Below are 12053 nucleotides of genomic sequence, written 5' to 3' on the forward strand. Positions count from 1 at the left end.
AGCTGACCGTATGGCGTTTCAAGCATTCCGCCGTTCCGTATATCGCTAATTGCACTCCCCGTGCCCGCCTGCCTTATGGGTGAGCCCGCCCTTGGATACCGGAGATGTTTTGCAGCGCTCGGGAAAAAGGGGGAAGATCCGGCGAGGCGACCGGCGCCATCGAGCTCACTGCCAGGGGGTATCTGGTCGCTTCGTCTGGCAGCCCGGCCGAGGAGACGAGCACAGAACGGGTTAAGCCCTCGACCGTGGACGCGATCCCACCCATCCGGGGCATACGCTGCGGCGCGACGGGGCTGAAGCCGACCACCGGGCGGTTCCCGGCCGACCACCGCGTCCTCGGCCCGGACGACCCGGGACCAGCCTCACAGATGCTGGTCACCGACGGACCCCTGGCCCGTACGGTCGCCGACCTGCGGCTGGCATACGAGGCGCTGGCCGGGACCGACCCGCAGGACCCGCGGGCCGTACCCGTGCCCCGCTACGGCGAACCGCTGCCGGGGCCGGTCAAGGTGGCGCTTGTCGCCGACCCCGGCGGCCGCGGCGTCCGCCCCACTGTCCGCGCGGCCGTCGCAGCCGCAGCGGACGCGTTGCGCGACGCAGGGTACGACGTACGGGAGATGGCGGACGTTCCGCGGCTGGACGAGGCACTCGAGGCATACGGCCGGATCACCGTGACCGAATTCGCGCCGACCTGGCCGGTGGTGCGGAAACTGCTCGGCGAAGGCGGAGACCGCTTCATCCAGACGGCCATGGAGAGGACTCCGCCTGCGAACGCCGCAGAGCTCACGAAGCTGATGGGGACCTGGCTCGGCATCCGCCACTCCTGGGCAGAGTTCCTCGACCAGTACCCGCTGCTGCTCGGACCAGTGTTCACCGAGCCGCCCGTCGAGCCGGGACTGGAGTCACGCGACGAAGCGGGATGGGAACGGTTCGCCGATGGCAGGCGCCTGTGCACGGTGACCAGCTTCGTGGGCGTGCCCGCGGTCGCCGTACCGACCGGAGTCGGCGACGGACTGCCGTCCGGCGTGCAGATCATCGGGCGCGCGTTCCGGGAAGACCTGTGCCTGGCCGCTGCCCAGGAGATCGAGGACCGCCTCGGCGTGCTCACGCCGATCGACCCTCGCCCCGAAGTCCCGGCTGCCGCACGGTAGTCGGAGCGACGACAGCGGGCCAAGAGACGGCCAGGGGCCGGCGAGCAGGGCTGTCCTGATCTGCAGGGAGGTCCGCCCTGTCGCCGGTCCGTTACGAACGCTGCCGGGGCACGCGGCCGGACGGGCCGGGCCGTTCCCTGAGGAACATCGACAGCACGGCCGGAACGACCATGACGCAGGCCGCGATCGCGAACACCGTGTGGGTCGAGGAAACGATCGCCTCCAGTGCGGCGAGCCGCTGCTCCGGGCTCAGGGCGGGCAGGGCCGCCGTGTTCAGACGGCCGTTCGCGTCGGCGGCGCCCGCTGCGCTGCTGAGCTTCGCGGCGAGCTCGCGGTTGAGCACGGTGCCGAACAGTGCGAGGCCGGCGGAGGCGCCGAGCTGCTGGGCGAACCGTACCGAGGTGGTGGCCACACCGAGGTTCTCGGGCTCGACCGCGCTTTGGGTGATCATCAGGCCGATGCCCAGGCACAGCCCGAGGCCCAGGCCGAGCAGGAACAGGCCGAAACCCAGGAACCAGAGCGAGGTGCCGGTCCGCAGGTCGCTGAAGACCAGCATCGCGCCGGCGACCAGCAGGTGGCCGGCGAGCAGCTGGTAGCGGTACCGGCCGGCCATCGCGACCATGGCCTTCCCAGAGAGCAGACCCACGATGATCATGCCGATGGCCATGGGGAGGAACAGCAGGCCGGCGCCGGTCGGGGTCATCCCCCGGGCCTCCTGGAGGTAGCCGGCCAGGTACGCCACCGAGCCCGCGAGACCGATGCCGCCGAAGAACCCGAGTGGCACCATGATGCGGAAGACCGGGTTACGCAGCAGGGCGAGCGTGAAGATCGGCTCCGGCGCGGTCGTCTGACGCCAGAGGAACGCGGCCAGCAGGACCACCGCGGCGATGCCCAACCCCTCGATGGTCGGCGAGGTCCAGGCGTAGTCCTTGCCGCCCCACTGGGAGATCATCAGCAGTGCGCTCGCGGCCGCGGCGATGAGGCCGGCTCCCAGGAAGTCGATGCGACGCCTGACCGGCGTGACCGGGAGTCTGACCAGCAGCGCGGACGTGACGAACGCGGCGATCCCCAGAGGGACGTTGATGTAGAAGACCCAGCGCCAGTTCAGGTGGTGGGCGATCAGTCCGCCGGCGGCCGGGCCCAGCACGATGCCGAGTCCCACCATGATGCCGCCCATGCCGGCCTTGCCGGAGTCCTCGTCTCCCCCTCCCCGGCCAGGCCGGACCAGGAGTCCCAGGACCACCATGGTCACGGACATCAGGCCGCCGCCGCCCACGCCCTGAACGGCCCGGAAGGCGATCAGCTGGCCCATGTTCTGCGCGAGGCCGCACAGGATGGACCCCGTCAGGAAGATCCCGAGGGAGAGCAGGTAGATGCGCTTGGCGCCGTAGACGTCGGCCAGCTTCCCGTACAGCGGGAGCACGACGCAGTCGGCCAGGGTGTAGGCGGTCAGTAGCCAGGGCAGACGGTCCACACCGTGCAGCGGGTCGAGGTCCTTGACCATCGTCCACGACACCGCGCTGACGATGTTCTGGTCGAGCAGCCCCAGCAGCAGGGTGGCGAAGCAGCCGACCGCCGCGATCACGACGTGCCTTCGACTCATCGGCGGATCCGCGCCTTCCCCGGAAGGCGCCCCCACCATGGTGATCCCGCTCATCTCGTCCCTCCTCCAGGGGCTGGACGCCCCGTGACGACCGCCCGGGAAGATTCCTATAGTCACTAAATCTATTATGTCAATCAAACTTTGTAGCAATATAAGCTACGTGGTAGCGTGACGGCATGAGCAACGGGACGGGCGGCCTGCGGGAACGGAAGAAGCAGCAGACACGGCGCGCCGTCTCCGAGGCGGCGATCTCACTGTTCCTGGAGCGTGGCTTCGACAACGTCCCCGTCTCGGACGTCGCGGCAGCGGCCGACGTCTCGACGATGACGGTGTTCAACCACTTCCCGACCAAGGAAGACCTGGTCCTGCACCGGTTCGAGGACCACTTCGACGACGCCGTCGCCATCGTTCTCGCCCGGGACCCCGGCGAGTCCGCTCTCGGCGCCCTGCGCCGGCACTTCCTGGCCGGACTGGACCGGCGCGACGTCGTCACCGGCCTCAACGACGACGAGCACGTCCTCGCCTTCCACCGCATGGTCCTCGCCGCACCGAGCCTGCGGCTGCGCGTGCTGGAGCAGGCCACCCGCACGGTGGACGCGCTCGCCGCCGCGCTCGCCGAACAGACCGGAACCGGCCCGCGCGACATGACGGCGCGTACGGCGGCGACCCAGCTGTGCTGCGTGCAGAACGAGTTGGTCCGGGAGAACGTCCGACGGCTCGCAGCCGGCGAGACAGCCGACGCGGTCCATCCGGACGCCGTCGCCGCCGCGCAGCAGGCGTTCGCCCAGCTGGAACACGGCCTCGGCACCTACTGCACGTGATCGGCGGCACCGTTCATCTATCGACCGATTCCTGAGCCAGATCAGCCAGGGGTGTTCGAGCTGGGTGCCCGGGCCCAGCAGTGGGACTGCCTCAACCAGCCCGGCTCCCTGTGGGAGGTCCCGTGGCCGTCGGCGGACGGCACCAGGCTGATCCGGAACCACAGCTACTACTACCTGGAGGTGGAGAACTCCTCCTCCAGTAACGGAGCCCGGGTCCAGCAGTGGGAATGGTTGAACCAGCCGGGAGCCCGCTGGCGCCTCTGAGCCCCGACACCCGGTCCGCCCGGTGCGTCGCTTGCGATACGGGGGTGTGCAAGCGCCGCACCGGGCGGAGTCGGTTTCAGGACCGGCTCGGTGAGGCGGAGGAGCCCGCGCCCGTGGAGGCGCCCGAGGTGGTGGACGCCGCCAGCGCGGCGGTCGCGAACGTGCGGGTCCGTTCCGCCGCTTGGTCCAGCGGGACGTGCTCGTTGTTCGGCGGGAAGAAGTCGACCGAGCCGATCGTGCCGTAGTTGACCTCCGCCAGAGGAGTCCTGGCCGCCTACTCACTCGGCGAGAGGTCCGGAGGAACGGACCGGGAGCAATCCCGGCACCCCGCTCCGGGCCTGCTCAGCGATGCTGGGTCGTCCGCAGCTCGTACTGACGTCGGTCCCGTGGACGGCATGCTCGGAACGCCGTGTCATGCTGGCCGACCACGGGCGACCATGATCGCCATTGCTGCAAGCGGAAAGGGACACGATGCGAATCCCATGGCGCCGACGGCCGGCCGGGCGGTCACGGCGGCTCCTCGACATTGCGGGTGTGAAGCCCGGATCGGTTGATGACACCGACGACCTGGACGTCTGCCGGCAGGTCGCCTTTCGGGTAGCCCGGCGGGACCACGGCGCGACCGCTGAGGTTCTGGCGGTCGTCGAGGAACTGCTGATGGACGAGGCCGAGTACGGGTTCGTCGTCACGTTCCTGGAGAACCTCCAGAACCTCGTGTCCCACGGCCTCGACACGCTTCGGTCCACCGAGGAGATACGCCTGCTACTCGGACCCCGAAGCGCGATCTGCTGGGACACCGTGACCGGTTTCTGGGCCGCGGTGGCTGACTGGCGGGTTCACACCGGTGTGCCGCTGAAGCCTGCAGCCCCGCTCCTCGGCGCCCAGAACGAGCACCTGCGAATGCTCCTGTGGACGGCGAACAGAACCCTCTCGACGGGCGAGAAACTCGGGATCGCTGACGCTGTGCGCTACGAGAAGGCCGTCGGGTCGTCTATCCCCGGATACAGCCACATCGCGGTCGCACAGCGCATCGCCGGGCAGGGCAGGCCCTGACTCGACAAAGGGGCGTGGACGCAAACACGCAGACTTCACGAGATCGGCGACTGAGCCGTTCATCTGCACCTGGCTGAGCCTTCCAACGAGTACGCGGAGAGGCGGCGTGCGGCTTCTCACCGGGGCGCCTCGTCACCGTGCGACGCTCCAGGTAGTCGGCCCGTCTGACTCAATGGGCACCGTGCCCCTCGGAACCGAAGATCACTCTGTGCCCGATCGACCAGAGAACGATCTCAACTGCCGTCAGTCGGCGCCCGAGCCGCCTTGGCGCAGCGCGTCCAGCGTGGTGCCGCGCTTGCGCCGCACCAGCGCGCGCAGGGTGCCCACGTTGCGGTAGCCGACTCTGGTCGCGATCGCCTCGGCGCTCAGCGAGGTGGTGCGCAGCAGGAAGGTGGCCTGGTCGAGCCGGACCTCCTGGACGAAGTCCAGTGGCGTCATGCCGAGCACGGCCTGGGCGGTGCGCTGGAGAGTCCGCTCACTGACGCCCAGCTCCCGGGCGGCCTCGGCGAGCGGCGGTGGATCGGCCAGCCGGGCGCGCACCCATCGTTCGAACGCGGTCATCATCGGGTCGGCCTGGGCCAGCAGTGTCGGCACCGCGAAAGCGGCTTGGGAGGGGCGGTCGCCGATCAGCAGGTAGCGGGCGACCGTGTCGGCGAGCTCCGGGCTGTGGCGGCGCACCACCCACAGTGCGAGGTCGATGTGGGCGAAGGCGGCGCCGGCGGTGGTGGCCTGACCGTCCTGGACGAGGGTGCGGGACTCGTCCAGCACCACCTTCGGGTAGCGACTGCGGAAGAACGGCCCCAGCCACCAGCTGGTGGTGGCCCGCAGGTGGTCGAGCGCCCCGGCCTCGGCCAGGAAGAACGTGCCTGTGCAGGCGGCGCCGACCGGTGTGCCGGCTTCGGCCAGCCTCGCGCTGAGCTCCAGCGCCCAGGCGTTGGCAGGTGAGCGGACGGCCGCCAGCACCTCGTCGGGCGTCTTGAACCCGGTTGCGGGCATCAGCAGCAGGTCCGGCCGGTGCGGCAGTTCCTCGGCGGGCACGGTCGCCACGGTGAGGCCGTTGCCGGTGCGCACCTCGGTGTCCGCCCCGACCACGGTCACCGTGAACGGCGGCGCCTCCTCGCCCTGGAGGCGCACCGCGTTGGCCGTGCCGAGCACGTCGAGGAGGGCGGAGAGTCCGGAGTCGAAGATGCCGTCGACGGCCACCATGGCGATCTGCATGTCGGAAACAGTAACCGACACGTCGTTTCCGCCACTCGCAGGTCGGTTTTCAGCCCCATAGCTTGTGATTGAGGCCGAACGCGGGGTGCGTCCGGCCGACTGAGGCCCATCACACAAGGCCCATCACGACACGAGGGAGACCGACAATGACGCTCAAGCTGGGTGTGCTGGCCCTGCTCACCGCCAAGCCCGGCAAGGAGGCCGAGGTGGCCGCCCTGCTGGACACCGCCCGCGGCATCGCCGCCGAGGAGGCCCAGACCGAGGTCTGGTACGCCTTCCAGATCGACGGCTCCACCTTCGGCATCTTCGACGCATTCGCCGACGACGCGGGCCGCCAGGCCCACCTGACCGGCCGCATCCCTGCCGCCCTCGCCCAGGTCGGCCCGGACCTCCTCGCCGCCGACCCCGACATCCGCCTGATCGACATCCGCGCGGTCAAGTAGTCCTTCGCGACCGCGAGCCCTCCCGCCCGGCGCCGGCGCCGTCCTGGGGATCCCCAGGACGGCGCCGCCTGCGGTTCGCCACCGCCGAGAGCTCAGACAACTTCCGCGCCGTAGACCTCGGCCAGTGTGCGGAGAGCGGCGTCGTGGGTGTCTGCATAGCCATCTTGGCCTCGTCGGCGCGCTGGGCGTACTGGCTGAGGCTCTCGGCGAGGCGGGGCGGACCGAGCTTGGCGGCCACGGTGCGGATGCGGGTGCTGACCAGCTGGCTCAACGGAGGTCCTTCGTGGTCGGGTTGGTGGTGAACGGGCGGGTACCGGTCAGCTCGTCGTAGACCGACAGCGCCCGCGGGTGTGGTGTGCTGCAGGGCTCCGATCGGCATGCCCTGGGCCGCGCCGCGCACGAGGCCGCCGTAGGAGGCGTAGCCGAGGGGGCGGATCTCGCCGTTGACGAATAGCAGCGTGGGAAGGACGGTCTCGAACGTGCCGGCTCCGGACGGGATGGATCCGCGGTGGATCTCGCCGAGTTCCAGTGGTTCCGTCAGCCAGATCTTCTCGGTCTCGGCATGAATGTCGGCGACCAACGCGTCGACGTCCTTGTCGGCGGCGTGCAGGCGCGGGATGCGGTGGCCGCCCTGCTCGCCCTTCCTGCGGACTTCGGCCGTGACCGGCTTCTTCGTCGAGTAGACCGCGTCCCAGATCGCGCTGCCGACCTCCGCCAGGGCGGGCATGTCCTGCTCGCGGATCCGACCCACCGGAGAGGCCGGCATCGGTTCGGTGAGCGTGCCGTACTTGATGCCCACGTGTTGGAGCGCGGAACAGAACACCGTCCCGTCCGGCGCTTCGCGCCGGTCGGCGATCTTGTGGTCTGCGGGTAGGTAGAGCAGTTGCGGGTTTCTCCTCCTCGGTGGCGCTGCCGACACACCGTCACCGCTGTCGGCCCGGGAGAGGGTGACGCAGGCATGGAGGGGGATCCGCTCGGAACCATGCGGGCCTCGCTGAGCCCGAAATGGGTGGTCCGGCCCTCGCCCGTGCCGGTTACGGTGGTGAGAGCGCAGTACAGATCACCGTCGTAGTCCCAGGTCAGCAAAGACATGGGGTGGCGCTGCCATACCTGCCGCGGCCAGCGCCGGGCATAGTGCCAGCGGATCCGTCAACGGGCCGGATCGAAGCTCAGGCCAGTGGGCCGGCGAGGCAGCTGCACGACCAGCCCTCCGACCACTCGCCGGTAGTGGCGACGTTTCAACCCATAGAAACGGTAGGGCCAGCGCAGCGGTGGCTGCGCTGGCCCTGATCTGTTGCTCCCTGGTCAGCCGAGCGTCGCACTGCGCTCCTGGACCAGAGCCTCCAGGCCGTACCGGGCCACGTGCTCCGCGTTGCTCAGGTCGATCGTGCGGATGCCCTCTGCGGTCAGTCGCTCGTTGATCTCGTCGAGGTGCTTCTGGACGAGCTGCTTCTCGGCATCCGTGGTGCGGCCCTTGTGCGGCCTGCCGGCGTGCTCCAGGCTGGCGTAGTTGACGCGCTCCTTGGCGCTGGCCGGCGCCGCCTGGCTCGGGACGGTACGGGCCACCCGCTGGGCGCCGCGCAGCACCTCGGCCATCGGGGTAGCGGAGGCCAGCTGGTTGAACGCCTCGGCCTCCAGAACAACCGTCTCCGGCTCGTCGGCATCCGGGTAGTGCAGCTCGATCGTCACGAGGTCGAGTGCCAGCTCCTCGACCGAGGTCAGCTCGTCGGCCAGCGCCTCGATCTCAACCGGGCCGTCTTCCAGGTCGGGGTGCTGACGCACCACGATGCGCACCAGGTCGCCATCGTTCTCCACGTGCTTGCCGGTCAGGTCCGAGAACCGGATGATCTTCTGGCCCATGTCTACCTCTCGTGATGGCTGTGATCAGCCGAGAGCCTACGCCTGGGCTGATCCGCGCCTGGTCGTACTGGCAGTAGGGCAGCCGGGCGGCCTGTGGCGGCGGGTGGCTGCGTTTTCGTTTTCAGGGTGGGCACCGACGGCCGAATAGGGCCGCGCAGCACTGGGGCACGGATCGGCGGGAGCGGACAGGGGCCCGGTGTGCCGGCCGGAGCGCGGCCGGCACACCGGGGGCCGGAAACGGAGCCGAGCGGCGGCCGCGCCGTCCGGCTGCGGTGGTGGCTCGCTGACCTGCTAGTATTCTTCTCGTCGCGAGGGGGATGATTCCTCGCCAGGCGTCAGCGGTGCTACCAGAGCACGTCCTACTTTCAGTAGGGAGAGTCCGTGCAACCCGGGCCTGGCGCTCCACGGTCGGACGAGGTCCGGCACCCACTGGGTGCCGGACCTCGTTCGCGTTTGCGGGCCGTTCGCGGGTCATGGCGGCGGCAGCCCCCTCCGAAACGGGAAGGGCACACCCGCGTTCCACTAGCCCACGAGATCCCCGAAGGGCTGTCACTGGGCGCCTGGCTCAACAACGCCAAAGCCCGCCGCGCCGAACTCAACGACGACGGAACCCCGACACGGGACGGGGCCGAGACCGGAGGCCCTGCGTGGACCGCCTGGGAGGGGCAGTGGGAAGGGGGCGGTGGGGCAAGAGCGTCGGCGGCTCTGGTGCTGCCCCGGCTGAGTTCGGCGCGGACGGCGGGTGCCCGGTCTCCGAGGAGGCTGCGAGTCACCGTGCGGGTGGGAGGCAACGATTCCACCAGGTCGGCGTACTCGACGAGGATGCGGGGCCAGAGGTTGGACAGGAGGATCTCGGCGTACCAGTCGCGGGAGGGGCCATGGAGCCGGTGGGCGAACTGGGCGATGTCCGGGCAGCTTGAGCTTCAATTCCCGTCGCATTGACGGTAGTTGCACCGGCAACTCGCCGGAAACGCCATCAGTCGGCCAGGAGGACCACGTTCCCGACGCACACGCCACCGTCGCGCCGGTCGCTTCCGTGATCGCGATCCCGTCCCACGGACGGTCCCAGACCGATAGCGTCTTGCTCCGGACGCGTGAGGCGGGGACGACCGCGCCGGGCGTCGAGGGGAGGGTGGGCATGCAGCCGCTGGCAGCGGACGATCCGCGGCAGGTGGGGGAGTACCGGTTGCTGCGGCAGCTCGGAGCGGGCGGGATGGGCCGGGTCTACCTCGGCCGGACCACGGGCGGGCGGACCGTCGCCGTCAAGGTGGTCCGTCGCGACCTGGCCGGGGACCCCGAGTTCCGGGCCAGGTTCCGTCAGGAGGTGGCGGCCGCCCGGCGGGTCGGCGGTACCTGGACGGCACCGGTCCTGGATGCGGACACCGAGGGCGGGCACCCTTGGGTGGCCACCGGCTACGTCGCCGGGCCAGCGCTCACCGCCGCCGTACGGGAGTTCGGCCCGCTGCCCGAGCCGGCCGTTCGAACCCTCGGCGTCGGCCTCGCCGAGGCGCTCACCCATGTGCACGGCCTCGGGCTGGTGCACCGGGACGTCAAGCCGTCGAACGTGCTGCTGACCCTGGACGGGCCGCGGCTGATCGACTTCGGCATCACCCGCGCGCTGGACGCCTCCACCGTGCTCACCCAGTCCGGCCAGGTGTTCGGCTCGCCGGGCTTCATGTCGCCGGAGCAGGCGAACGGGCTGCCCGCCGGGCCGGCCAGCGACGTCTTCTCGCTCGGCGCGGTGCTCGCGTACGCGGCGACGGGCACGATGCCGTTCGGCTCCGGAGTGAGTGCGCCTGTCCTGCTCTACCGCGTGCTGCACGAGGAGCCCGACCTCTCCGGGCTGGCCGGCCCGCTGCGCTCCCTAGTCCGTGACTGCCTGGCCAGGGACCCGTCCGTCCGCCCGACGCCCGGACGGCTACGGGAACGGCTGGACGGGGACGCCGCGGCCGCCGCCCGGCTCGGGCACGGGAACTGGCTGCCGGCGGCGCTGGCGGCGGCGGTGGGGCGCAGTGCCGTGCAGCTGCTGGACCTGGAGGGGGAGCGGGAGGCCGGGGAGGGGACGGCTGCGGCGGACGGGGCGGCTGCGCCGGCTCCGGAGACGGCGGCTGGAACCCGAGCTCCCACCAGGAGCCGGACGGTTGCCGAGGCGGCGAAGGCTGTACCGGACGGCGGTGCGCCCGGGGTTCCCGGTGCGCCCGGGTTCCAGCCGCCGGCCCCGCCGGGTTTCGACCCGCCGACCGTAGCGCCCGTCGGGCCGGTCGGACCGTACACGCCGACCCCGTTCCCGACGCCGTCGCTACCGGCCACGGTGCCGGGCTACGGGCCGTACCCACAGCGGCCACGCAGCCGGTGGGCGTACGGCGCGCTGGCGGCCGTGCTGGCCGTCGTACTGCTGCTGGGTGGCGGATACCTGTTGATCGAGCGGCTACGGGAGAACGACCGGCAGGCCGCCGCGTCGAACCCCGGGCAGACCGCCCCGGCCGGGGGCAGGACGGCCCCCGCCGCCCCGGCTTCGAAGCACCCCGAGCCGACCGGCGACGGTTCCGATCCGACCGACGACAGCCCCGCGCCCGGCGCGTCCCCCACGGAACCGGGGGCGGGCATCATCCCCGCGAAGTTCCTCGGGACGTGGGTCGGCGAGCGCAAGGCTGCCAACGGGGACGTCACCACCGTCACCCTCACCATCGTCCAGTCGGCGCCGAGTGAGGAGAAGAGCAGGATCCGCGCCGAGACGCCGAAGACCGGCACCTGGTGCGAAGGCGCATGGACGCTCACCGAGGCCAACGAGAGCCAGGTCTCCTACGCCTCCCGGGCGACCGGCTCCTCGCCCGGTGACACGTGCCTCGCCGACCGGTCGATCTACCGCCTGGTCACGATGCAGTCGGACGGCACACTCCACTACAGCATGGACCTGCTCAAGCCGAACCAGTTCATGGTGCTGCGGAAGAAGGACTGAGACGTGCGCGGGCAGCCTCTTCCGGACCAACAGGGCTCCGGGGAGCGGGCATTGGCGGGCAGACGATGGGTGGGCGCAGCCGAAGCACACCCTGCCGTCAGGACCGGACGACGTCCGGGAACGGCGCGCCCGGCGCAGCCGGGGCAGGGTCAACGCGGAGTCGAGGCGGCCGGCTCGGTTTCGAGTGGGGAGTCGGACCCGCCGCTTCTGGCCACTCGTCCGTGACGAGGACGTCATCGGCGCGGACGAGCAGGAACCGCTCACCCCGTCCGCCCGTCATCCCCGCGGGGATTGCACAAACTCAACACCCTTTCGCTCTTCACCTTACGGAGATCCATGGTCGACACCGTCAACTCACTGGCCGCCCGCGTTCACGAACTGCTCGTGGCGCACCTGACCAACAGTGCCGCCGAGGCGGTGGCGGGGCTGAACATCCTCTCGTCGTTCGCGAGTCAATTCCTCGGCGCCCCACGGCGCGTCGACGTCGCGGCGGGGCTTCCACGACGTCATCGCGCGCGCCACGGCGCTCGGTCCCGACGGCACGTGGCTCGTCGCCGCGGGCCACTCGAGCCTCGGCGGCCTGGCCATCGCACGGGGGCAGGCGGACCAGGCGATCTTCCACCTCGATGCCGCGGTGGCAGCCGGCTACAACGACTGCGTGGCGTTCCACACGACCCCCAT

General features: G+C 70.6%; 11 protein-coding genes and 1 pseudogene. 7 read left to right on the plus strand and 5 right to left on the minus strand.

Features of this window, described 5'->3' with window-relative positions:
- Positions 1–278: 278 nt before the first annotated feature.
- Positions 279–1151, plus strand: a pseudogene (locus F7Q99_RS27225) (amidase family protein); the annotation flags it as partial.
- Between the two features lie 91 nt (positions 1152–1242).
- Here F7Q99_RS27225 and F7Q99_RS27230 read toward each other — a convergent pair.
- Positions 1243–2808, minus strand: a complete 1566-nt coding sequence (locus F7Q99_RS27230; protein ID WP_153465586.1) for an MFS transporter — start codon at positions 2806–2808, stop codon at positions 1243–1245.
- Positions 2809–2930: 122 nt separating this feature from the next.
- Here F7Q99_RS27230 and F7Q99_RS27235 point away from each other — a divergent pair, with 122 nt between their 5' ends.
- The 4 genes from F7Q99_RS27235 to F7Q99_RS27245 all read left to right on the plus strand — a co-directional run bounded on the left by F7Q99_RS27235 (position 2931) and on the right by F7Q99_RS27245 (position 4892).
- Positions 2931–3575 carry a TetR/AcrR family transcriptional regulator gene (locus F7Q99_RS27235; protein WP_153465587.1) on the plus strand — a complete coding sequence of 215 codons (645 nt, stop codon included), beginning with the start codon at positions 2931–2933 and terminating at the stop codon, positions 3573–3575.
- A gap of 51 nt (positions 3576–3626) precedes the next feature.
- Entirely contained in the window at positions 3627–3839 is a 213-nt protein-coding gene (locus tag F7Q99_RS27240) for an RICIN domain-containing protein (RefSeq protein ID WP_153465588.1), read from the plus strand.
- A gap of 113 nt (positions 3840–3952) precedes the next feature.
- Entirely contained in the window at positions 3953–4084 is a 132-nt protein-coding gene (locus F7Q99_RS42740) for a hypothetical protein (RefSeq protein ID WP_268267561.1), read from the plus strand.
- A 289-nt stretch (positions 4085–4373) separates the two neighbouring features.
- Complete coding sequence (locus F7Q99_RS27245) at positions 4374–4892, plus strand: hypothetical protein (protein WP_153465589.1); 519 nt, start codon at positions 4374–4376, stop codon at positions 4890–4892.
- Positions 4893–5135: 243 nt separating this feature from the next.
- Here the strand turns inward: F7Q99_RS27245 and F7Q99_RS27250 are convergent, their stop codons facing one another.
- Positions 5136–6110, minus strand: a complete 975-nt coding sequence (locus F7Q99_RS27250; protein ID WP_153465590.1) for a GlxA family transcriptional regulator — start codon at positions 6108–6110, stop codon at positions 5136–5138.
- A gap of 146 nt (positions 6111–6256) precedes the next feature.
- Here F7Q99_RS27250 and F7Q99_RS27255 point away from each other — a divergent pair, with 146 nt between their 5' ends.
- Complete coding sequence (locus F7Q99_RS27255; RefSeq protein ID WP_153465591.1) at positions 6257–6553, plus strand: putative quinol monooxygenase; 297 nt, start codon at positions 6257–6259, stop codon at positions 6551–6553.
- On the opposite strand, the gene F7Q99_RS41565 is transcribed toward F7Q99_RS27255, so the two are convergent.
- Together F7Q99_RS41565 and F7Q99_RS27270 are read right to left on the minus strand one after the other, a co-directional pair.
- On the minus strand, positions 6546–7472 hold the full coding sequence (locus F7Q99_RS41565; protein WP_326847155.1) for a cucumopine synthase-related protein: 927 nt from the start codon (positions 7470–7472) through the stop codon (positions 6546–6548). The genes F7Q99_RS27255 and F7Q99_RS41565 overlap by 8 nt on opposite strands.
- 386 nt (positions 7473–7858) lie before the next feature.
- On the minus strand, positions 7859–8413 hold the full coding sequence (locus F7Q99_RS27270) for a hypothetical protein (RefSeq protein ID WP_153465592.1): 555 nt from the start codon (positions 8411–8413) through the stop codon (positions 7859–7861).
- A 1138-nt stretch (positions 8414–9551) separates the two neighbouring features.
- Here F7Q99_RS27270 and F7Q99_RS27275 point away from each other — a divergent pair.
- On the plus strand, positions 9552–11372 hold the full coding sequence (locus F7Q99_RS27275; RefSeq protein ID WP_153465593.1) for a serine/threonine-protein kinase: 1821 nt from the start codon (positions 9552–9554) through the stop codon (positions 11370–11372).
- 354 nt (positions 11373–11726) lie between these two features.
- On the opposite strand, the gene F7Q99_RS41570 is transcribed toward F7Q99_RS27275, so the two are convergent.
- Positions 11727–11894, minus strand: coding sequence for a hypothetical protein (locus F7Q99_RS41570; protein WP_230210336.1), 168 nt, complete (start codon positions 11892–11894; stop codon positions 11727–11729).
- Between the last annotated feature and the right edge of the window lie 159 nt (positions 11895–12053).

The sequence above is a fragment of the Streptomyces kaniharaensis genome, from assembly GCF_009569385.1.
Taxonomy (GTDB): Bacteria; Actinomycetota; Actinomycetes; order Streptomycetales; family Streptomycetaceae; genus Kitasatospora; species Kitasatospora kaniharaensis.

Bases quoted from the DNA above. Each gene is read 5' to 3' on its own strand.
- F7Q99_RS27230 (WP_153465586.1), bottom strand. From the start codon at position 2,808: ATGAGCGGGATCACCATGGTGGGGGCGCCTTCCGGGGAAGGCGCGGAT.
- F7Q99_RS27235 (WP_153465587.1), top strand. From the start codon at position 2,931: ATGAGCAACGGGACGGGCGGCCTGCGGGAACGGAAGAAGCAGCAGACA.
- F7Q99_RS27250 (WP_153465590.1), bottom strand. From the start codon at position 6,110: ATGCAGATCGCCATGGTGGCCGTCGACGGCATCTTCGACTCCGGACTC.
- F7Q99_RS27255 (WP_153465591.1), top strand. From the start codon at position 6,257: ATGACGCTCAAGCTGGGTGTGCTGGCCCTGCTCACCGCCAAGCCCGGC.
- F7Q99_RS27270 (WP_153465592.1), bottom strand. From the start codon at position 8,413: ATGGGCCAGAAGATCATCCGGTTCTCGGACCTGACCGGCAAGCACGTG.
- F7Q99_RS27275 (WP_153465593.1), top strand. From the start codon at position 9,552: ATGCAGCCGCTGGCAGCGGACGATCCGCGGCAGGTGGGGGAGTACCGG.